At 74.4% G+C, this 19,471-nt stretch carries 18 protein-coding genes; 7 read left to right on the forward strand and 11 right to left on the reverse strand.

Annotated elements, in window-relative coordinates; genetic code table 11:
• Positions 1–264: 264 nt before the first annotated feature.
• Positions 265–945: a response regulator gene (locus ACWGJ2_RS27515; protein ID WP_453348938.1), complete on the reverse strand. Its 681-nt coding sequence runs from the start codon at positions 943–945 to the stop codon at positions 265–267.
• Positions 942–2,270: a sensor histidine kinase gene (locus ACWGJ2_RS27520; RefSeq protein WP_453348939.1), complete on the reverse strand. Its 1,329-nt coding sequence runs from the start codon at positions 2,268–2,270 to the stop codon at positions 942–944. Before ACWGJ2_RS27520 ends, ACWGJ2_RS27515 begins: the two co-directional genes overlap by 4 nt.
• A gap of 391 nt (positions 2,271–2,661) precedes the next feature.
• Here ACWGJ2_RS27520 and phoU point away from each other — a divergent pair, with 391 nt between their 5' ends.
• Complete coding sequence (gene phoU, locus ACWGJ2_RS27525; protein WP_453348940.1) at positions 2,662–3,360, forward strand: phosphate signaling complex protein PhoU; 699 nt, start codon at positions 2,662–2,664, stop codon at positions 3,358–3,360.
• Between the two features lie 139 nt (positions 3,361–3,499).
• A complete protein-coding gene (locus ACWGJ2_RS27530) occupies positions 3,500–3,652 on the forward strand; it encodes a hypothetical protein (RefSeq protein WP_453348941.1) in 153 nt (50 codons plus the stop codon).
• A gap of 74 nt (positions 3,653–3,726) precedes the next feature.
• On the opposite strand, the gene ACWGJ2_RS27535 is transcribed toward ACWGJ2_RS27530, so the two are convergent.
• Together ACWGJ2_RS27535 and ACWGJ2_RS27540 are read right to left on the reverse strand one after the other, a co-directional pair.
• A complete protein-coding gene (locus ACWGJ2_RS27535) occupies positions 3,727–5,238 on the reverse strand; it encodes a histidine kinase (protein WP_453348942.1) in 1,512 nt (503 codons plus the stop codon).
• 341 nt (positions 5,239–5,579) lie between these two features.
• A complete protein-coding gene (locus tag ACWGJ2_RS27540; RefSeq protein WP_453348943.1) occupies positions 5,580–6,338 on the reverse strand; it encodes a phosphoglyceromutase in 759 nt (252 codons plus the stop codon).
• Between the two features lie 236 nt (positions 6,339–6,574).
• Between ACWGJ2_RS27540 and ACWGJ2_RS27545 the strand changes: the two genes are divergently transcribed.
• On the forward strand, positions 6,575–8,008 hold the full coding sequence (locus ACWGJ2_RS27545) for an MFS transporter (protein ID WP_453348944.1): 1,434 nt from the start codon (positions 6,575–6,577) through the stop codon (positions 8,006–8,008).
• Here the strand turns inward: ACWGJ2_RS27545 and ACWGJ2_RS27550 are convergent.
• On the reverse strand, positions 7,937–9,979 hold the full coding sequence (locus ACWGJ2_RS27550; RefSeq protein WP_453348945.1) for a helix-turn-helix domain-containing protein: 2,043 nt from the start codon (positions 9,977–9,979) through the stop codon (positions 7,937–7,939). The genes ACWGJ2_RS27545 and ACWGJ2_RS27550 overlap by 72 nt on opposite strands.
• Before the next feature lie 60 nt (positions 9,980–10,039).
• Entirely contained in the window at positions 10,040–10,909 is an 870-nt protein-coding gene (locus ACWGJ2_RS27555; protein ID WP_453349017.1) for a 3-hydroxybutyrate dehydrogenase, read from the reverse strand.
• A gap of 178 nt (positions 10,910–11,087) precedes the next feature.
• On the opposite strand from ACWGJ2_RS27555, the gene ACWGJ2_RS27560 reads away from it, so the two are divergent.
• The 3 genes from ACWGJ2_RS27560 to ACWGJ2_RS27570 all read left to right on the forward strand — a co-directional run bounded on the left by ACWGJ2_RS27560 (position 11,088) and on the right by ACWGJ2_RS27570 (position 14,421).
• A complete protein-coding gene (locus ACWGJ2_RS27560; RefSeq protein WP_453348946.1) occupies positions 11,088–12,116 on the forward strand; it encodes an extracellular catalytic domain type 1 short-chain-length polyhydroxyalkanoate depolymerase in 1,029 nt (342 codons plus the stop codon).
• A 139-nt stretch (positions 12,117–12,255) separates the two neighbouring features.
• Positions 12,256–13,650 carry an MDR family MFS transporter gene (locus ACWGJ2_RS27565; protein ID WP_453348947.1) on the forward strand — a complete coding sequence of 465 codons (1,395 nt, stop codon included), beginning with the start codon at positions 12,256–12,258 and terminating at the stop codon, positions 13,648–13,650.
• 537 nt (positions 13,651–14,187) lie between these two features.
• Positions 14,188–14,421, forward strand: a complete 234-nt coding sequence (locus tag ACWGJ2_RS27570; RefSeq protein ID WP_453348948.1) for a hypothetical protein — start codon at positions 14,188–14,190, stop codon at positions 14,419–14,421.
• A gap of 102 nt (positions 14,422–14,523) precedes the next feature.
• Here ACWGJ2_RS27570 and ACWGJ2_RS27575 read toward each other — a convergent pair whose 3' ends face one another.
• Positions 14,524–15,093 carry a YbjN domain-containing protein gene (locus tag ACWGJ2_RS27575; protein ID WP_453348949.1) on the reverse strand — a complete coding sequence of 190 codons (570 nt, stop codon included), beginning with the start codon at positions 15,091–15,093 and terminating at the stop codon, positions 14,524–14,526.
• On the reverse strand, positions 15,086–16,432 hold the full coding sequence (gene mshA / locus ACWGJ2_RS27580) for a D-inositol-3-phosphate glycosyltransferase (RefSeq protein ID WP_453348950.1): 1,347 nt from the start codon (positions 16,430–16,432) through the stop codon (positions 15,086–15,088). Before mshA ends, ACWGJ2_RS27575 begins: the two co-directional genes overlap by 8 nt.
• A gap of 147 nt (positions 16,433–16,579) precedes the next feature.
• On the opposite strand from mshA, the gene ACWGJ2_RS27585 reads away from it, so the two are divergent.
• Positions 16,580–17,383 carry a class I SAM-dependent methyltransferase gene (locus ACWGJ2_RS27585; protein ID WP_453348951.1) on the forward strand — a complete coding sequence of 268 codons (804 nt, stop codon included), beginning with the start codon at positions 16,580–16,582 and terminating at the stop codon, positions 17,381–17,383.
• Between the two features lie 44 nt (positions 17,384–17,427).
• On the opposite strand, the gene ACWGJ2_RS27590 is transcribed toward ACWGJ2_RS27585, so the two are convergent.
• Genes ACWGJ2_RS27590 through ACWGJ2_RS27600 form a run of 3 tightly spaced genes read right to left on the reverse strand, consistent with a single transcriptional unit; the run spans position 17,428 to position 19,391 of the window.
• Positions 17,428–17,562, reverse strand: coding sequence for a hypothetical protein (locus ACWGJ2_RS27590; RefSeq protein WP_453348952.1), 135 nt, complete (start codon positions 17,560–17,562; stop codon positions 17,428–17,430).
• Between the two features lie 43 nt (positions 17,563–17,605).
• Positions 17,606–18,076, reverse strand: coding sequence for an NUDIX hydrolase (locus ACWGJ2_RS27595; RefSeq protein ID WP_453348953.1), 471 nt, complete (start codon positions 18,074–18,076; stop codon positions 17,606–17,608).
• 4 nt (positions 18,077–18,080) lie between these two features.
• Positions 18,081–19,391, reverse strand: a complete 1,311-nt coding sequence (locus ACWGJ2_RS27600; RefSeq protein ID WP_453348954.1) for a CHAD domain-containing protein — start codon at positions 19,389–19,391, stop codon at positions 18,081–18,083.
• Between the last annotated feature and the right edge of the window lie 80 nt (positions 19,392–19,471).

A 19,471-nucleotide genomic window follows, 5' to 3' on the forward strand; every position in this document is an offset into this window, starting at 1 on the left:
GGTACGCCCTCCCACGGGCCGTTGGTTCCCCGCGCGGGTCTGTTGTGCGCGGTTGCGGGGCTGGGGGGCCTCCCGGCCTTCCTCTTGCCCCCCCCCCGGCGCGGGGCGGGGGCGCGGGCCCGGGGCCCGCTCGTAGCCCGTCCGCAGCACCGCAGCAGCAGCACACGAGGAAGCCCCTCGGCCCGGTTGTCCGGGCGGAGGGGCTTCCTCGTGCTACGCCTCGCCTCGTGCGTCAGTGACTCGCTCGCGGCCCTGCGGGCCGGTTTACGGCTCGAACTTGTAGCCCAGGCCCCGGACCGTCACGAGGTAGCGGGGCGCGCCCGGGTCGGGCTCGATCTTGGCGCGCAGCCGCTTGACGTGGACGTCGAGCGTCTTGGTGTCCCCTACGTAGTCGGCGCCCCAGACGCGGTCGATGAGCTGCATGCGGGTCAGCACTCTGCCCGCGTTGCGCAGCAGCATCTCCAGCAGGTCGAACTCCTTCAGCGGGAGGTCCACCTTGCCGCCGCCCACGGTGACGACGTGCCGGTCCACGTCCATGCGGACGGGCCCGGCCTCCAGGGCCGCCGGAGTGACCTCCTCCGGCTCGCCGCGGCGGCGCAGCACGGCCCGCACCCGCGCGACCAGCTCGCGCGAGGAGAAGGGCTTGGTCACATAGTCGTCGGCACCTATCTCAAGACCGACGACCTTGTCGATCTCGCTGTCCTTGGCGGTCACCATGATGACCGGGACGTTGGAGCGGCCGCGCAACTGGCGGCACACCTCCGTGCCGGGCAGCCCCGGCAGCATCAGGTCGAGCAGCACCAGATCGGCGCCGTTGCGTTCGAACTCATCCAGCCCCTCCGGCCCCGTGGACGCGATGGCGACCTCGAAGCCTTCCTTGCGGAGCATGTACGACAGTGCGTCGCTGAACGATTCCTCGTCCTCGACGACGAGCACTCGGGTCACGGGCGGACCTCCGGGGCAGAATCAGTGTCGCGAAGCGAATCAATTGACGTGTGGTGTCGGTCGACCGGTGGGCCGTCCTCGTACGGCCGCTCCTCGTCCTCGAAGACGGCCGGTTCCTGCAACGCGCCGGAGAGGCGGTCCCGGCCGCGCCGGTCCACCTCTGCCCTCTCCCTCGCACTTGCCGCCTCCGGCAGTCTCAGGGTGAAGGTGGAGCCCTGTCCCTCGGCGCTCCATACGGTGACCTCCCCGCCGTGCGAGGCGGCCACGTGCTTGACGATGGCGAGGCCGAGGCCGGTGCCACCTGTGGCGCGGGAGCGCGCCGGATCGACGCGGTAGAAGCGCTCGAAGATCCGGTCCTTGTCCTTCTCCGATATCCCGATGCCCTGGTCGGTCACCGCGATCTCGATCAGGTCTCCGCCGGGGGCCGCTATGCGGCGCCCGGCTATCCCGACCCGCGTGCGGGCCGGGGAGTAGTTGACGGCGTTCTCGACGAGGTTGCCGAGCGCCGCCGCGAGCTGGCCCCTGTTGCCCCACACGTGGAGCCCCTCGGTGCCGCCAGCGGCCAGGTTGATGTGCTTGCTGCTCGCGGTGTGCCGGCAGCGGTCGATGGCCTCGCCGACCAGCTCGTCCACGCGTACGGGCTCGGAGTCCTCCAGGGGGTCGTCGTTCTGCACCCGGGAGAGATCGATCAGCTCCTGGACGAGGCTGGTGAGACGGTTCGCCTCGTTCTGCATCCGGCCCGCGAAGCGCTCGACGGCCTCCGGGTCCTCAGAGGCGTCCATGACGGCCTCGGAGAGGAGGGAGAGCGCGCCGACCGGGGTCTTCAGCTCGTGGCTCACGTTGGCGACGAAATCCCGTCGCACCGCTTCGATCCTGCGCGCCTCGGTCAGGTCCTCGACCAGCAGCAGCACCAGCCGGGAGCCGAGCGGGGCGACCCGCGCGGAGACCGCGAGGGCGTCGCCCCGTCCTGTGCCCCTGCGCGGCAGGTCCAGCTCGATCTGGCGTATCTCGCCGTCCCGCCGGGTGTCCCGTGCCATCTGGAGCATCGGCTCCACGGCGAGCTGCCCGCCGCGCACGAGCCCCAGCGCGTACGCCGCAGAGCTGGCCTTGACGACGGCGTCGCTCTCGTCCAGCACGACGGCGGAGGAGCGCAGCACCGACAGCACGGTGTCGACCCCCGGGGGGAGCACCGCATCGGTGTGCAGCGAGGTCCGCGTGGGGCGGGCCTGCTCGCGTTCGCTCCAGCGGAACGCCAGTACGGCGATGACGCCGGTGCAGAGACCGGCGATCGCTGCCGCTGCGGCGACCGCCGCGTTCACGTCCATGCGTCCAGGTTATGCGCCTGTCGTGACAGTCCCCCAGACCTATTGGTCCCAGCTCGAACACTCGTCCCCCAGAATTCACCGTCAGGTCGGTGCTGGTTCACTCCGTACCGGGGCCCGGCGCCCCTTGGGAGAGCGGGGCGGGGGCGAGGTGGGGGCGCAGGGGGCGCTTCGTCCCGTGCCGTACCGGTACGGGCTCATCGGGTGATCATGGCGAAGGGGCACCGTCTCTCAGAGTTCACCTCGGTGACGGTGGCGGTTCACTCCGGAGGGCGGATCCGGACGCATTTCGGACGGAGCGTGGGAGCGTGGAGAGGCTCGTGCTCTTCGACGGGAGCGCCGACGGAGCGCCCCGGAGCCTTTCGGAAACGACCCATGCGAGGGAAGGACAGTCATGCGGGACGCGTACCACGAGGAGCTGGACTCGATCAGCGACAGCCTGGTCGAGATGGCCCGGCTCGTAGGTTCCGCTATCGGCCGCGCCACCACGGCGATGCTGGACGCGGACCTCAAGCTCGCCGAGAGCGTCATCGCGGCGGACGAGAAGGTCGACGATCTCCAGCGCGGTCTGGAGACCCGCGCCATACAGTTGCTGGCCCGCCAGCAGCCGGTCGCCACCGACCTGCGGATCGTCGTGACCTCGCTGCGGATGAGCGCCGATCTGGAGCGCTCGGGGGACCTGGCCCAGCACGTGGCCAAGGTGGCGCGGCTGCGCTTCCCCGAGTCCGCCGTGCCCCGTGACCTCCAGGCGACCCTGCTGGAGATGGGGCAACTCGCGCAGCGGCTGATGGCGAAGGCCGCCGAGGTCATCATCACCAAGGACGTCGATCTGGCCATGCAGCTGGAGCAGGACGACGACGCGATGGACGACCTCCACCGCACGCTCTTCCAGCACCTGATGGACGACCGCTGGAAGCACGGCATCGAGACGGCGGTGGACGTCACCCTGCTCGGCCGCTACTACGAGCGCTTCGCCGACCACGCGGTCTCCGTCGCGCGCCGCGTCGTCTACCTGGTCACGGGCGACTACGCCGACGAGATCGACCCGGCCGCCGCGGCGAACGACGGCACGGCCCCCGTCGAGGGCGCCTGAGCGCCGCGCGGCCCGCGTGCCGCCCTCGGCGGGCGGCGGCACGTGCAACCACGCGCCCTTGATGCGCCCGCTCCGGCGGACGGTGCAATGGGCAGGAGGCGGGCGAAGGTCACGCCTTTCCTTGCCGAGGAGGGAACTCATGGCTGACTCCCCCGACACCCGTACGTCCACCGAGCACATCGAGGAGGGCCGCAGGTCGCTGCCCCTGCTGGGGGCCTGCGGCTGCGGCCCCGGCTGCGGATGCGGCTGCCAGTCCGGCGGCCCGTGCCAGTGCGGTGGCTGCTGCGGCTGACGCGCTGTCGTCCCCGGTGCCTGTGTGACGGCGCCGGCGCCGAGGGCCCTGTCCGGTTCGACGGGACGGGGCCCTCAGCTCTGCCCGGAGTCCCCTTCGGGGCCGGGGTCGGCGTCGGACCTGGCGTCAGCGTCGGGAGCAGGAGCGGGAGCGGGAGCGGGCCAGGGGAGGCGGGCGCGGAGGCGGAAGGAGCCGTCCGCGCTGCCGTGGTCCAGCGCGCCGCCGTCCAGCGTGACGCGCTCGCGCAGCCCCGTGAGCCCCGCGCCCGCGCCGGGAATCCCGGCGGGCCGCAGCCCCGGCGGCAGCGGGTTGACCACGGTGACCACGAGATCCCCGCCGGGCCCGCCCTCGAGGGTGACGGTGACGGCGGTGCCCGGAGCGTGCTTGCGCGCGTTGGTGAGGCCCTCCTGCACGACGCGGTAGACGGTGCGCTCGTGCTGGGCGCGCAGCGTCTTCGCCGCGTCGGGCGCGAGGGCCCGGCGCAGGGTGACGGACTGTCCCGCCGCGCGGGCCTCCTCGGCCAGCTCGGCGAGGTCGGCGAGCGTCGGCTGCGGGGCCGAGGGCGCGTCCTGGCCGCCGCTCTCGTCGGCGCGCAGCACGTGCAGCACCTCGCGCAGCTCTTCGAGCGCGTGGTGCGCGTTGTCGCGGATGACCTGGGCGCTCTCGCGCACCTCGGCGTCGCCGAGCGCAGGGCCGCCGCCCGCGGCCGACTGCTCCGTACGGTAGGCCAGCGCCCCCGCGTGCACCGACAGCAGCGAGATGCGGTGGGCCAGCACGTCGTGCATCTCGCGCGCGATGGCCTCGCGCTCCGCGCGGCGGGTGTCGGCGAGCCTGCGCGCGTGCTCGCGGCGCTCGCGCTCGGCGTCGGCGCGCAGCCGTACGACGAGCTGGCGGCGGGCCCGGATGGCGGCGCCCCAGGCGAAGAAGACCAGGTAGAAGGCGAGCACGAAGGTGGCGCTGGACCAGCCGCCCTCGTACGGGACCGAGTAGACCAGCACGTACGGCGCCGACGCCGCGATGTAGAGACCCAGTACCAGCAGCGCCCGCCGCCAGGGGACTCGCAGGCCGAGGTTGAGGACGACGGTCATCAGCGCGCCGAAGGCGGTGTTGCTGACGGCACCTGCGGGGACCAGCACCAGAGCGACGGCCAGCGGCCAGCGCCGCCGCGCCCACAGCGCGAGGCAGGCGAGGGCGCCCAGCACGGTGTCGGCGGCGGAGAGCCAGCCGGGCAGAAAGCGGGCCTCCGCGTCGTGGTTGTAGTCCAGCAGCAGCCACCACAGGACCACCGCACCGGCGAAGAGCACGGCGTCGACGGCCCAGTCGCGCGGGGTGCGGTGGATCGGGTGGACGCGGTGGGCTGGGTGGACGCGGTGGGCTGGGCGGGTGCCGTCCGCGCGGGTCGCGCCGCCGGGGTCCGGGGGCTGACCGCTCGCGAGCGCCGCGGCCAGCTCGCCGGGGAGGAGGGCCCAGCGCGGGAGCGGGACGTCGTCCGCCTCGGGGGCGGGAGCGTCGGCGGGCGCCGGTCCCGCACGGTCCCGGCTCCGTCGGGCGCCGTCGCCGCCCTGCGCGCCTGGTGCGTCGGTCACGCTTCGAGCGTAAGCAGGGCGGGGACGGCGCGCCTCGTGATCGTGGGCGGTCGTTCAGCGCGCGGGGAGAGGGCGGGGCCCTATGCGGCTCCCCAGTCGTTGCGTCGGCGCTCGTCCTCTTCGCGCTGCTGCCGGTCCTCGTCGGTGTCGTCGTCCTCCCGGCCGTATGCGAGAGCCGCGTTCACGCGCATGATGCCTCCTCCTGCCGTCGGGTTCCTCCGCGAACGAGCCACGGTAGGGAAGCGGGCGGCCCGCCCGGTAGGGCGCGAACAAGCCCCCTGTTCGCGGGGTGGCCGCGGGCAGGGGGCTCGGTCGTTGGGGCGTGGGGGCTGGGGGCGGGGTTACTTCTTGCCCTGGTTCTTGACCGCCTCGATGGCCGCCTTGGCGGCGTCCGGGTCGAGGTAGGTGCCGCCCTTCTTGACGGGGTGGAAGTCCGCGTCCAGCTCGTAGGCCAGCGGGATGCCCGTGGGGATGTTGAGACCCGCGATGTCCTCGTCCGAGACGCCGTCCAGGTGCTTGACCAGGGCGCGCAGGGAGTTGCCGTGGGCCGCGATCAGGACGGTGCGGCCCGCGAGGAGGTCCGGGATGACGCCGTCGTACCAGTACGGCAGCATCCGCGTGACGACGTCCTTCAGGCACTCCGTGCGGGGGCGCAGCTCGCTGGGGATGCCCGCGTAGCGCGGGTCGTCGCTCTGGGAGAACTCGGAGCCGTCCTCGATCTCGGGCGGCGGGGTGTCGTACGAGCGGCGCCAGAGCATGAACTGCTCCTCGCCGAACTCGTCGCGGATCTGCGCCTTGTCCTTGCCCTGGAGCGCGCCGTAGTGCCGCTCGTTCAGCCGCCAGGAGCGGTGCACGGGGATCCAGTGGCGGTCCGCTGACTCCAGCGCGAGCTGCGCTGTGCGGATGGCGCGCTTCTGGACGGAGGTGTGCAGCACATCGGGGAGCAGGCCGGCGTCCTTGAGCAGCTCACCGCCGCGGACCGCCTCCTTCTCGCCCTTCTCCGTGAGGTTGACGTCCACCCACCCGGTGAACAGGTTCTTCGCGTTCCACTCGCTCTCTCCGTGGCGGAGGAGGATCAGCTTGTACGGTGCGTCGGCCATGCCTCCGAGCGTACTGGGTGCGGAGCGCGGGCCCGGCCCCTCCACCCCCTCCCTCCGCTCATGGGTCGCGGGCGCACAGCGCGGGCCCGGACTGTGGTGTCCCGCCACATGGGCCGCGGGCGCGGCCGTTCCTACGGTTCAGCGATGCACGACAGCTCCTCCGTGGCCGAGGGCTCTGTGTCCGTCAGCCCTTCGTCCGTCAGCTCCGCCCCCGTCCCCGCCCAGAAGTGGTGAGCATGGTGACCTCCGCATCCGCGCCTCCGACTCCCCGTTCCCTGCGGCGCATCGTCGCCGCGAGCCTCGTGGGGACGACCATCGAGTGGTACGACTTCTTCCTCTACGGGTCGGCCGCGGCGCTCGTCTTCAACAAGCTCTTCTTCCCGGGCTCCGACCCGCTCGTCGGCACCCTCCTCTCCTTCCTCACCTACGCCGTCGGCTTCGCGGCGCGCCCCGTCGGCGCCCTGGTCTTCGGCCACTACGGCGACCGGATCGGCCGCAAGAAGCTCCTCGTACTGAGCCTGCTGCTGATGGGCGGCGCCACGTTCGCCATCGGGCTGCTGCCCACCCACGCCGCCGTCGGCTCGCTGGCGCCCGTCCTGCTGACCACGCTGCGGCTGGTGCAGGGCTTCGCGCTCGGCGGCGAGTGGGGCGGGGCCGTGCTGCTGGTCTCCGAGCACGGGGACGCGAGGCGCCGCGGCTTCTGGGCCTCCTGGCCGCAGACCGGCGCGCCCGCGGGCCAGCTCCTGGCCACGGCCGTCCTCGCGGTGCTGACGGCCACGCTGTCCGACGCCGCCTTCGAGAGCTGGGGCTGGCGGGTGCCGTTCCTGCTGTCAGGGGCGCTGGTGGGCGTGGGGCTGTGGATACGGCTGGCCGTGGACGAGTCCCCCGTCTTCAAGGCGGCGCTCGCGAACGCGTCGGCCTCCGGCACCGGAGCGCGGGTCGAGAAGCAGCCGCTCGTCGCCGTCGTACGGCACCACTGGCGCGACATCCTCGTCGCGATGGGCGCCCGCATGGCCGAGAACATCAGCTTCTACATACTGACCGCGTTCATCCTCGTCTACGTCACCGAGCATCTGAAGCTCTCCCAGCAGACGGCACTGAACGCCGTGCTGATCGCCTCGGCCGTCCACTTCGCGGTGATCCCGGCGTGGGGCGCCCTCTCCGACCGGCTCGGGCGCAGGCCCGTCTACCTGTTCGGCGCAGCGGGCGTCGGGCTGTGGATCTTCCCGTTCTTCGCGCTGCTCGACACGGGGAACTTCGGCGCCATGGTCCTCGCCGTGACCGTCGGCCTGGTGCTGCACGGTGCGATGTACGCGCCCCAGGCCGCGTTCTTCTCGGAGCTGTTCGCGACCCGGATGCGGTATTCCGGCGCCTCGATCGGCGCCCAGTTCTCGTCCGTCGCCGCCGGTGCGCCCGCGCCGATGATCGCGACGGCGCTGCTGGCCGACCACGGCAGCTCGACGCCGATCTCGCTGTACGTGATCGGCGCGGGGGTGCTCACCGTGATCGCCGTGCTGTGCGCCAAGGAGACCAGGTCGCGGGACCTGGCCACGGTGGGCGACGTGGACGAGCCCGTCGGCACCGTCGGCACCGTCGGATCAAGGGCTTCCGGGGCCGGTCCCGGGGCCGGTGGGGGTGCCGATCGCTCCCGACAGTCGGTGGAGCCGTAGCGCGAGCTGCGCCTCCAGGGCGCGTTCCGGCGACTGCCAGTCGTCGCCCAGCAGCCGGGCCACGCGCTCCAGCCGCTGGGCGACGGTGTTCACGTGCACGTGCAGCCTGTCCTTGGCCCTGGCCGGGCTCATCCCGCACGCGAAGTACGCGTCGAGCGTGGCCACGAGCCCTGTGCCGCGCCGTGCGTCGTAGTCGAGCACGGGGCCGAGGGTGCGGCGTACGAAGCCGTCCACGTCCCGCGCGTCCGTGAGCAGCATCCCCAGGAACCCGAAGTCCTCGGCCGCCGCGCCCTCGCCCCGTCGCCCCAGCAGCCGCAGCGCGTCCACGCAGCGCCGTGCCTCGGCGTACGCGCCCGCGACCGCGCGCGGGTCGGCGGCGGGCGCGGGGACGGGCGCGGACGCGCCCACCGTCACCGGTACGCCCGCAGCGGCGCCCAGTTGCGCGGCGACGGCCGTGGCCACGCGGGAAGCGGAGGCGGGTCCGGTCGCGGATTCGGCGGCGGGCAGCAGGAGGACCGCGCCGCCGCCCCTGGCCGCTGCCAGCCCGTGCCGGGTGGCGGCGAGATGCGCAGCCGCTGCCCAGAGCCGCTGGCGGCTCGCGCTCTCCTCGGGGTCGGCGCCGGAGCCGGGGCCGACGGCGTCGGGGCCGTGGGGGTCGTCGAGGAGGGCGCTGAGGACCACGTGCGGGGCGTCGAGGTCGGCGCGGAGCCTGGCCGCGCGCTCGCGCAGCAGGCGCGGGTCGCGCTCGCCCGAGGCCAGCAGGTCGTCCAGCAGCTCGCCCCGTACGCGCTGTTCGGCCTCCCCCGCCGAACGCCTGGCAAGCAGCAACAGCGAGGTGACGAGGGCCGCGCGCTCGAAGGTCCGCTGGTCGACGGGGGTGAGCCCCGGGTGCCCGTGCAGCGCGAGCGCCCCGAGCAGTTCGCCGCCCGCCGCGACCGCCGCGACCCAGGTGTCGCCCGCGCGTACGGCGTACCCGTCGGCGCGCGACCGCTCGACGGCCCGCGCCAGCGCGTCCGGCTCCACGTGGGGCGCCACGTGCGGCAGAGCGTGCGGCGGGGCGTGCGGCGGGGCGACGAACTCGACGTCGCCGCGCAGCACTTCGCCCACCGCGCGCGCCACGTCCGCGACGTCGCCGCCGCGCAGGACGAGTTCGGTGAGGCGGTCGTGGACCTCGCCCGCGCGCTCGATCGTCTCGTTGGCCGACTCCAGGCGGGCCAGCGCGTCGCGGGTCTCCCCGAGCAGGCGGGTGGTGTCGATGGCGACGGCGGCGTGCGCCGCGAACGAGCCGAGCAGCGCGATCTGTTCGCGTTCGAAGACGCGGGCCCTGCGGTCGGCCGCGTACAGGACGCCGATCACGTCACGGCCGCCGAGCAGCAGCGGCACGCCGAGGATGGCGACCAGGCCCTCTTCGCCGACGGCCGTGTCGATGGGCCCTGTGTGCTGGAAGCGCGCGTCGTCGGGGTAGTCGTCGGTGACGTACGGGCGTGCCGTCTGCGCGACGAGCCCGCCCAGCCCCTCCCCCATGCCGAGCCGCAGTTGCTGGAAGCGCGCGGAGACCGAGCCCTCGGTGACGCGCATGTAGGTGTCGCCGCGTTCGGGGTCGGTGAGGGTCATGTAGGCGACCTCCGTCCCGAGGAGGGAGCGGGCGCGCTGCACGATGGCGCGGAGCACGGCGTCGAGGTCGCGCAGCCCGGCCAGGTCGTGGACCGTCTCGATGAGCGCCGTCAGCTCGGCCTCCCTGCGGCGGCGGCCCTCCAGTTCGGCGCGGATGCGCAGCGCGAGGAACTTGCCCCGCTGGAGCGCGGCGAGGCGCGCGGGCGGCGCGCCCGCCTCGCGGGCGCGCGCGAGGGGTTCCTCGTACGCCTCGGCGGGGGCGCCGCGCGCGAGCAGCTCCAGGTACGCGTCCTCCTGGGGTACGGGGTCGGCGGGCGGTTCGGGCTGTTCGGGGCGGGAGCGGGTGGTGCGGGCCATGGTCACAGGCTTACCCGCCCCCTCGGGGCTCCGCCAGGGCCGCGACCGGCACCGACGACCTCAGTGCGCGGTCCAGGCGCCGTCCATCGGCAGGGAGGCGCCCGTGACGAACGAGGCCGCCGGAGAGCACAGGAACGCCACGGCCTCGGCCACCTCCTCCGGCTCCAGCAGCCGCTTCAGCGCGGAGTCGGCGAGCAGGATCTCCGACACCACCCGCTCCTCGGGGATGCCGTGCGCCGCCGCCTGGTCGGCGATCTGCCGCTCCACCAGCGGAGTACGCACGTAGGCGGGGCTCACGCAGTTCGACGTGACCCCGTGCGCCGCGCCCTCCAGCGCCGTCACCTTCGAGAGCCCTTCGAGGCCGTGCTTGGCGGACACGTAGGCGGACTTGTACGCGGAGGCGCGCAGCCCGTGCACCGAGGAGATGTGGACGACGCGGCCCCAGCACTGGCCGTACATCCCGGGCAGCGCGCCGCGCGTCAGGCGGAAGGGTGCCTCCAGCATCAGAGTGAGGAGGGAGCGGAAGGCGTCGGGCGGGAACTCCTCGATGGGGCGGACGAGTTGGGCCCCCGCGCCGTTGACGAGGATGTCGGCGCCGGCGGCGGCGCGCTCGGCCGCGTCGAGCCCGTCAGGGGTGGTGAGGTCCAGCGCGTACGGCTCGATCAGCCCGTCGCCCGAGGACGCGGACGCGGACGCGGTGAGCGCGGGCGCCGCGAGCCCTTCCTCGTCGCGGTCGACGGCGCGGACCTTCGCCCCGGCCGCCGCCAGCCGCAGCGCGCAGGCGCGGCCGATGCCGCTGGCGGCCCCCGTGACGAGCGCGGTGCGTCCGGCGAGGTCGAGGGCGACGGAGTGGGGCGGGTACGGGGAGTGCGCGGGGCTCGGCGGGTGCGCGGGGCCGTCGGGTCCGGGGGGCGTGGGCTGCGGGGGCATGCCGGTCATGGCACCACGGTAGGCAGGCCCGGCGGGGTCCTTGATGTGTGACCCGGCCACAGTTCGCCGGGCAACGGTGTTCCTCCGGCACATCCCCCGCCCCTCCCGCCGCGCCTAGGTTGCGCCCCGACCCCCACCCGGCCCCTCCCCCAGGGGCCCGCCCCGGAAGGAGCGCGCCATGAGAACGAACGGCACCCCGGTCGGAACTCTGACCGGAACCCTCCTCGCCCTGTTGCTCACGCTGCTCACGCTGAGCGGCACAACGGCTGCCACGGCCGCCGCGTCGCCCCGCAGCACCCCGGCCCCGGACCCCGACCCCGCCCGTACCGCAGCCCTGGAGCGCGTCACCGGCTTCGGCTCCAACCCCGGCGCGCTCTCGATGTTCCGCTACGTCCCCGACGGGCTCCCCCAGGGCCGCCCCGTCGTCGTCGTGCTGCACGGCTGCACCCAGGACGCGGCCACGTATGTGACCGGTGCGGGGTGGCAGCGGTTCGCCGACGCGTACGGGTTCTCGCTCGTCGCGCCGCAGCAGGAGCCGGGCAACAACCTCAGCAAGTGCTTCAACTGGTTCCAGGCGGGCGACCGTTCGCGCGGGCAGGGCGAGGCGCTGTCGGTCCGGCAGATGGTGGACCGTACCGTCGCCGATCTGGGCGCCGACGCCTCGCGCGTCTTCGTCACCGGACTCTCCGCGGGAGGCGCCATGACCGCGTCGCTGCTCGCCGCGTACCCGGACGTCTTCCACGGCGGCGCCGTCATCGGCGGACTGCCGCACGGCTGCGCGAGCACCGTGCTCGCCGCGTACTCCTGCACGAACCCCGGCGTGACGAAGACGGCGGCCCAGTGGGGCGGCCTCGTACGGTCCGCGTACCCGGCGTACACCGGGCCGCGTCCCGCCGTCTCCGTCTGGCACGGCACGGCGGACACCACCGTCGTGCCCAGCAACGCGGCCGAGTCCGTGAAGCAGTGGACCGACGCGCTCGGCGCGGACCAGAGCGCGGACGGCACCGAGGCACTGCCCGGCGGGACCACGCGCACCGACTACACGGGTCCCGGCGGGTCCGTCGCCGTCCGCTCGTACCTCGTCCAGGGCATGGGGCACGGCACGCCCGTGAAGCCGGGCGAGGGGTGCGGGGTGGCGGGTGCGCACTTCCTGGACGCGATCTGTTCGAGCCAGTACATCGCGCGGGACTGGGGCCTGACGGGCTGACCGCCACACCCCTGTCCCTCAGCGCGCCCCGCACCCGATTGACGCGCGCCGTCAATTCGGTGGCAGCCGCTCACGTGCCCTCAGTACGTTGCTCACCAGCCGCGCCGCACGCCGACGGCGCTGTCACCTGGGGGGTTTCATGAGCGCAGCCGGACCGCCGCCGAAGGACGGGCCGGAACCGGGGCCGGGGCCGGGGCCGGGGCCGGGGCCGCTGGGCAGGGTGCGGCGCGCGGCCGTCGAGAGCGTCGGCGGGCTGCCGCGCCAGTTCTGGTGGCTGTGGACCAGCACCCTGGTCAACCGCCTCGGCGCCTTCGTGGCCACCTTCCTCGCGCTCTATCTGACGGTGGAACGCGGCTACTCCGCCTCGTTCGCCGGTCTGGTCGGCGCCCTCTACGGGCTCGGCGGGGTGGTCTCCTCGGTGGGCGCGGGGGTGCTGACGGACCGGCTCGGGCGGCGGCCGACGATGCTGATGGCGCAGACGTCCACCGCGGTCTCGGTGGCCACGCTCGCGTTCGTGGAGCACCCCGTCGCCATCGCGGTGACGGCGGGCGTCGTCGGCATGGCCACGAACGCGTCACGGCCCGCCGTGCAGGCGATGATCGCGGACATCGTCGCGCCGGAGGACCGCGTGCGCGCTTTCTCCCTCAACTACTGGGCCATCAACCTCGGCTTCGCCGTCTCCTCCAGCGCGGCCGGGCTCATCGCCCGCTACAGCTACGACCTGCTCTTCTTCGGCGAGGCCGCCATGGTGCTGGCCTGCGCCGTCGTCGTCTTCGTCAAGATCCCGGAGTCCCGCCCCGAACGCGGCGCGGAGGCGGAGACCGAGGCGAAGGCGGACGGCGACGTGGGCTCGACGCCCCTGCCCAAGGAAGCCGTCTCGATGTGGACGGTGCTGCGCGACGGCCCGTTCATGGCCGTGGTCGGCCTCAGTCTGCTGATGGCGACCCTCATCCAGCAGGCGTTCGTCGCGCTGCCGGTCTCGATGGGCCAGCAGGGCTTCTCCAGCGCGGACTTCGGACTCGTCATCGCGGTCAACGGACTGCTGATCGTGCTCGTCCAGATCCCCGTCACCCGCTTCATCGAACACCGCGACCCGGCCCGCCTGCTGGTCCTCTCGGCCCTGCTGACGGGCTACGGGTTCGGACTGAACGCGTTCGCCGGATCGATGGGCCTCTACATCGTGGCCGTCGCCGTCTGGACCCTCGGCGAGATCATCAACTCCCCGACCCAGATGGGCCTGGTGGCCCGGCTCTCCCCGGTGCACGGACGCGGCCGTTACCAGGGCATGTACGTCCTCTCCTGGTCCGTCGCCTCCCTCGGCGCCCCGCTCGCGGGCGGCTTCGTCATCGACCACTTCGGCGCGGGCACCCTGTGGGCCGTCAGCGCCGTGATCGGCACGGTGGCGGCACTGGGCTACGGACTGCTCCTCCGCAAGCTCCGCACCACCCCCACCCCCCAGGAACCAGCCCACACGGCCGATCCCGAGGCGGCGCCCGTGCCCGCACCCGTCACAGACACCGCCGCACCTCGCTGAGGCGGCGGCCGACCCGGCCGGTCGGCCGGTTCGGGGATGCCACCCGAGCGGTGGGTGCGCGTGAGCTGGCGCGGCGCGCGAAGGTCCCCGTACGCCCCCCATGTCCCTCGTAGCGCTGACGCGCGACTCCCCCGCCCCATGGGCCAACTCCCAGCTCAGCAGGCCCTTTCGCCTCTCCCCGGGTTCAAACATCCTGGTGCCAGAACCTTCTTGACGCCTCTTCACAGTGCTCCGCTGGGGCAGAGTGGTTCCATGAGCAACGACCCGGATCCGGGGCGCTCCCCGCACGGCAGGCGAACGCGGCACGCACCTGTCGTCGGCGCCGGGAGCGACGGCACGCCCCGGCACCCGCCCCAGGACCCCGGGGCGCACGCACCGGAACGGCTCACCGGGCCGCCGGACACGCATCGCGCCGGCACCCCGGCGCCGCAGGCGGGACGGTCCGCACTCGCCGCCTCACCAGGCACGACGGGACACCGCCCACGCAGCACACCACAACTGCCACACCACAACTGCCGACAGCGGAATCGGGAGCACATGAGCACCACGCAGAAATCCACCGTCAGCACGAAGATCGCCGACGCCGAGAAGGCCCTGGCCACCCTGCGCGAGGCGCTGTCCCAGGCCGGGATCACGCTGCCCTCACTGCGGGTGGACCCGTCCACCTGGAGCAGCAGCACAGGCTCCGCGATGGTCGATCTCGGGCCGTGCAACGTCGAGACGGCCGAGCGGCTCGCAGCGCTCCTGCGCGCCACGCGCCCCGAAAGCTGACCGCACCGGCCGAAGGAACGCACCGGCCGAAGGACCCCGCCCCGCAGCCGAGTCCCCGCCCCTGCCCCCACCGCTCCCCAGCGCCCCCGTCCGGGCGCCGGGTCAGCCCTCGGAGGGCTTGCCCCCGGTCAGATGGGTGAACGCGTCCAGGTTGCGCGTGGACTCGCCGCGGGAGGTGCGCCACTCGTACTCGCGCCGGATCGCCCCCGCGAAGCCCATCTCCAGCAGGGTGTTGAACGACCCGTCCGCGTTCTCCAGCACCACACCGAGCAGCCTGTCCACCTCGTCGGGCGTCACAGCGGCCAGCGGAAGGCGCCCCGCGAGATAGATGTCGCCGAGCCGGTCCAGCGCGTAGGCCACCCCGTACAGCCGGGTATTGCGCTCCAGCAGCCAGCGGTGCACGGAGTCGTGGTTCTCGTCGGGGCAGCGCACGACGAAGGCGTTGACGGAGAGGGAGTGCTTCCCGACGACCAGCGAGCACGTGGTCGACAGCTTGCGCGTGCCGGGGAGCTTCACGACGTACGTGCCGTCCGCCTCCGCCGGGCTCTCCCACTCCAGTTCCGCCTCGCGCAGCACCGCCTCGATGACGGCCCGCGCCTCGCCCGCCGCGTCGCCCGCGCCCGCTCCCTTACCACTGACGCTTCCGCTTCCGCTGCCGTTGCCCTCAGCCATGGGGCGATCGTAGGCGACGGCGGCGCGCCTGGAGCGCGGCGGTGTAGACGTCCAGGGTGTCCGCCGCGGCGGCGTCCCAGCCGAAGCCCCGCGCGTGCCGGGCAGCCGCCGCGCCCATGCGCTCGGCGCGCGTGCTGTCGTCGATGAACAGGCGCAGCCGCCGCGCGTAGTCGGCGGGGTCGTGGCCTTCGACGAGATAGCCGCTCTCCCCGTCCCGCACCGCGACCGGCAGCCCGCCGACGGCGGCGGCCACCACGGGCGTGCCGCACGCCTGGGCCTCCACGGCGACCAGCCCGAAGGACTCGCTGTAGGACGGCATCACCAGCACGCTCGCGGCGCGGTACCAGTCCGCCAGCCGCTCCTGGCCGACGGGCGGATGGAAACGCACCAGATCGGCGATGCCCAGCCGCGCGGCCAGCTTCTGCAACTCCTCGGGCTTCGCCAGGCCGCTGCCGCTGGGCCCGCCCACCACGGGCACCACAAGACGCCCGCGCAGCCCCGGCTCCTCGTCCACCAGCAGCGCGACGGCGCGCAGCAGGACGTCCGGCGCCTTCAGCGGCTGTATCCGCCCCGCGAACAGCGGGACGACGGCCTCCTGCGGCAGCCCGAGCCGCGCGCGGGCCGCCGCGCGTCCGTCGCCCGGACGGAACCGGTCCAGATTGACGCCCGGGTGGACCACGGCCGTGTTCACCGGGTCCGCCTCGTAGTGGCGGACCAGCTCGTCGGCCTCCTCCCCGGTGTTCGCGATGAGGCGGTCGGCCGCCCGTACGATCTGCGTCTCCCCGATCACACGGGCCGCCGGCTCGGGCGCGTCCCCCTCGGCGAGGCAGGCGTTCTTCACCTTCGCCATCGTGTGCATCGCGTGCACCAGCGGCACGCCCCAGCGCTGCGCCGCGAGCCAGCCGACGTGCCCGGAGAGCCAGTAGTGCGAGTGCACGAGGTCGTAGTAGCCGGGGCGGTGGCCCGCCCAGACCTGCATCACGCCGTGCGTGAAGGCGCACAACTGGGCGGGCAGGTCCTCCTTGGCGAGTCCCTCGTAGGGACCCGCGTCGATGTGCCGCACCAGCACGCCGGGGGCCAGCTCCACGGTGGGTTCCAGCGCCCCCGTCGTCGCCCGGGTGAAGATCTCCACCTCGGTGCCCTGCGCGGCGAGCTGCCTGGCCAGCTCGACGATGTAGACGTTCATGCCGCCCGCGTCGCCCGTGCCGGGCTGGTGGAGGGGCGAGGTGTGCACGCTGAGCATCGCCACCCTGCGCGGGCGACGCCCTGGAAACCGGAGACGCGGCTGCTGCGAGGGCCGGGTACGCCGCTGGCCGAGCCGGGACACGTACTGGCTCACGGGGCGGTTGCCTCCTCCGGTGGGCAGGAAGAATCGAGGGAGCCGGAGAGCCCTCGCGCGTACAACAGCGGAAGGTTGCTCTCCATTTCCACTTTGCCCAATCTTGACGAAGCGTTCTGGCGCGGCGCCGGGCCGTACGCTTCTCCCATGGCATCCCGCACCTCCGCACGGCCCGTCGGCGCCGTGACGCGCGGGACCACCAACCCGAACCGGCTGCGCCGCATGGACCGCTGGATCGCCGCCGTACACGGCCCCGCGCTCCGCCGCTCCCACCTCCCGCCCGTCGCCGTCGACCTCGGCTACGGCGCCGCACCCTGGACCGCCGTCGAGCTGCTGACGCGGCTGCGCCGGGAGCGCGCCGACGCCCGCGTCGTCGGCGTCGAGATCGACCCCGCACGGGTGGCCGCCGCGCTGCCCTACGCACGCGACGGGCTCACCTTCCGCCGCGGCGGCTTCGAGATCCCGCTCCCCGGCGACCGCCGCCCGGCCCTGATCCGCGCCGCGAACGTGCTGCGTCAGTACGAGGAGGGCGAGGTCGGCCCCGTGTGGGAGCGGCTGTGCGCGCGGCTGGCGCCCGCAGGGCTGCTGGTGGAGGGCACGTGCGACGAGATCGGGCGCCGCCACGTCTGGGTCGCGCTCGGCCCCGAGGGCCCCCGCACCGTCACGTTCGCGGCCCGCCTCGGCTCCCTCGGCACCCCGTCGGACCTCGCGGAACGGCTCCCCAAGGCGCTGATCCACCGCAACGTTCCGGGCGAGCCCGTGCACGCCTTCCTCCGCGACTTCGACCGCGCGTGGGCCGCCGCAGCCCCTTACGGCTCCCTCAGCGCCCGCCAGCGCTGGATCCGCGCGGCCCACGCCCTCTCCGCCGCCTGGCCCCTGACGGACGGTCCTGCGCGCTGGCGCCAGGGCGAGGTCACGGTCCGCTGGGAGGCGGTGGCACCGGGCGGGTGACGGACCCTGCGGGGTGGGCCCGGGGTAACCAGGGCTGCCCGGCCTCAGCCCGCCCCGCGCAGCCCCCGCGTCCCCCGCGCACCGGCCAGACCCAGCGCCGCGGTCAGCGCGTCGACCAGCGGACGGTCCCGCTCGTGCGTGAGGCGGCGACGGGCCGCCGACGGGGGCAACCACACCATGCGGTCCACCTCGCGATCAGGCACCGGCCAGGGCTGCCCGGCCTCAGCTCGCCCCGCGCAGCCCCCGCGGCCCCCGCGCACCGGCCAGACCCAGCGCCGCGATCAGCGCGTCGACCAGCGGACGGTCCCGCTCGTGCGTGAGGCGGCGACGGGCCGCCGACGGGGGCAGCCACACCATGCGGTCCACCTCGTGGTTGGGCACGAACGAGCCGTCCGTCGCCTTCGCCGCCCAGTAGCGGACCTGTTTGGGGCGGCCGTTGGCCACGTAGTGGGAGGTGGGCAGCGGGGCGCCCACCTCGCAGTCCAGGCCCGTCTCCTCGCGCACCTCGCGCAGCGCGGCCCGCAGCGGCTCCTCGTCGCGCTTGAGCTTGCCCTTCGGATGCGACCAGTCGTCGTACTTCGGCCGGTGGACGAGCGCGATCTCGACGCCACCGTCGTACGGCGAACGCCGCCACAGCACGCACCCCGCGGCCAGCACGGGCCGCTCGTCGCCCGCGGGCTCCCCGTATGCCATCCGCTCAGCCCCTCTCAGACCCGGGCGGCTTCGCGTTCCACAGGCGGCCGAAGGCGAAGCGGGCGGCCTCGACGTCGTGGCGCTGGTCGGCGTGGAGGACGCCGAGCGCGTAGGCCGTGGCGGGGGCGATGCGCGGGGTGCGGGCAGCCGCCGCTGCCGCCGCGGCGGCCTCCGCCGCGTCGCGGTGCCGGTCGAGCGCGGCGGAGGCGGGGGCCAGGCGCGGGTCCGAGCCAGGCGCCGGGGCGCCCTCGCCCGCGCTGTCACCGGCCCCTGAGCCCCACAGCAGGACCTCCTCCGCGTACCTGTGCAGCCGCAGCAGCAGCCGCACCTGGTGCCAGGCCGCGTCCTGCTGCGCCTCGGAGGCGAGGGAGCGGGCCAGCGCCTCCGCGTTGTACGGCGCCTCGGCCCGCGCCAGCGGCAGCGCGTCCACCGCTTCGAGGAGCCGCCGCTGCGCCTGCTCGGCCAGCGGTACGAGCACGGGCGCGGCCTGCCCCGCTGCCTCGTCGGAGGTGAGCGGGGCCTCGGAGGCGAGCACCGCGACGGCGTCGGCCACCGCGTGGAAGCGCGAGGAGCCCAGCGCCTGGAGCGCGGCCGAGTGCGCGCGGGTGCGCGCGAGCCGCAGCTGCCGCTCCAGCAGGGCACCGGCACGCGCCGCGCCCATGGGCAGCGCACCCGTACCGCCGCCCGCACCGCCCGAGCCGCCCTCCGGCGGCTCGCCGCCGCCCGCCGCGCCCCCGTCGCTCGCGAGCCGGTGCAGCGCGCCGAGGAGCCGGTCGAGCCGTGCCGCATAGGCGTACTCGCGGGCCAGCGTGCCCGAGAGCCAGCTCAGCTCCGCGCGCAGTTGGTCGGCCCACGCGGTGTCAACGAGGGGGCGGTACGTGTGCAGCGCGCCGTTCAGGCGGCGGGCCGCGCACCGCAACTGGCGCACCGCCTCCGCGGTCTGCGCGGCGGTCTCGGCGCTGCCCGCGCTCTCGCCGTGCAGCCGCAGGCTGCGCAGGAAGCCGGTGGCCTGCCCGTGCAGATAGCCGCCGAGCACGTCGGCGACCGTCCCCGTCTCCAGCGAGTGCGCGCGCTCGGCGCCCGCCCCGCCCGCCCCGCCCGGCCCGCCCGGCCCGGACACGGGGCCGGAGCGGCCCGTCGCGTGCCCCGGCTGCCCCCCGCCGTGTCCGGGCGTCACCTGCCCGGCCGCCGCTCCGGGGCTCGCCCCGTGCCCCTGCCGCGCGGCGCCCGCTTCGCCGCCGACCCGGCGGCGTTGCCCGCCGGATCCCGCGGCCACCAGCTCGCCGTCAGCGAACGCGTCCTGGCCCTGAGCCATCACCGCTCCCTCCCCGTGTCCGCGGTAAGCCCGGCCGGCGGGTCGTGCCACCGGTCGTGCGGCGGCCGGTCGTGCGGCGG

The organism is Streptomyces sp. NPDC054796 (assembly GCF_053611545.1).